This window comes from Streptomyces palmae (assembly GCF_004684805.1).
GTDB lineage: Bacteria > Actinomycetota > Actinomycetes > Streptomycetales > Streptomycetaceae > Streptomyces > Streptomyces palmae.
This window is the reverse complement of record NZ_SRID01000678.1, coordinates 1-1,339: the sequence shown is the minus strand read 5'-3', so window position 1 is coordinate 1,339 and position 1,339 is coordinate 1. Positions and strand designations below refer to the sequence as shown.

Sequence of the window (1,339 nt, the reverse complement as noted above, 5' to 3'; positions counted from 1 at the left end):
GTATGTTTAGATGTTTTCAGCGTAGCTAATCCTGATATTAATTCTGTAAATGTTGGTCCCATTTCTTTTTTTTTTTTCGCGGAGATGTGTATAAGAGACACCCCGTACGCCGTGCCCTTCACCAAGGGCTCGTACGCCGCTCCCGCATCGTCCATACGTCTATGTCCCGTCCATCCCGGTCACCGCTGCGACGCTACAAGCCCGCCCGGCGCCGCCGCCCCTGCCGAACGTCAGGGAGCCGGTCCGCGGTAATCGGGCGACCCGGGTCTCGCGAACGCGCGCGAACCTGGTGGGCGCGTACGGGCGCGATGCGGCGGTTCCGCGGTGCCGGTCTGGTCCGGCTCCTCCCCGCGGCAGGGCGGGCATGGGTACGGCCCCGCAGCTCGGGGGAGGGCGGGGCCGTGGTTCAGGGGCGGATCAGCAGGCGTCCCACCGCCAGGTGCCGGCCTCACGCGTCCAGGACTGCGCCTTCTGCTCGAACTGCGGCACGCCCACGCCGTACGAGACCCGCGCCATGTCACCGCTGATCTGGTCCACCTTGATGTTCTTGACGGTCAGCGAGCCGTAGTCGTTGTGCGCCTGCTCGCCCATGGTGACGAACTGCTCCTTGGTCAGTTCCTTCTTGCAGCGCTCGGACAGCAGGGCGTACCCGGAGGCGTCACCGGTGAACAGGGCCTTGGTGTAGTCGCGCACCGACTGCTCCAGGGCGGCGGTGGCCTGGTCCCCGTCCGACTTCTCGGCCGAGCCGCTCGCGGCGGAGTCCTGGGCTCCGTCGGCCTTCCCGGCCGGGCTGCTCGCGGCGGGCTTGTCCCCGTCGCCGTCGCTGCCCCCGCAGGCGGTGAGCGGCAGGCAGAGCAGGGTGGCGATGGCCGCGGCGGAACGGATGCGCATGGGTGTCCCCTCAACAAAAGGTGGTGCGTGTGGGGGGCATTTGCACTATATCGGTCATGCGAGGTTCCCGACCATGGCGGGCCACCCGATATTAATGCGCTGACCTGCCGAAATCCGACTGCTGCGGGGCGGTACCACTGCTGGAGCGGGCAGACCCCGCGCCCCCACCGGATCGGCGCCGGCCGCTTCGGCGGGGCCGGTCTCTCCGGGCGGGCCCGACTGCCTGGGCGGGCGCCGACCTCTCCGGAGCGAGCGACGACCTCACCGGAGCGGGCGCCGGCCCCTTCGGTGGGGTGGGCGGACCCGCCATGCCCACCCGCGGGGCGGGAAGATCGTGTCCTGATACGGCCCAACCAGGCGACCCGAGCCCATGACGCGCGGTCGGAGGTTTTCCGAGCGGGGCCGCGGGCGTGCCAGGATCGGCAGTGCCATGGATGCCACCTCTGCC

Annotated in this window: 1 protein-coding gene; it reads right to left on the bottom strand. The window is 69.2% G+C overall.

Annotation, left to right across the window (positions count from 1 at the left end):
- Positions 1-417: 417 nt before the first annotated feature.
- Positions 418-891: a nuclear transport factor 2 family protein gene (locus E4099_RS32005; protein WP_135342586.1), complete on the bottom strand. Its 474-nt coding sequence runs from the start codon at positions 889-891 to the stop codon at positions 418-420.
- Between the last annotated feature and the right edge of the window lie 448 nt (positions 892-1,339).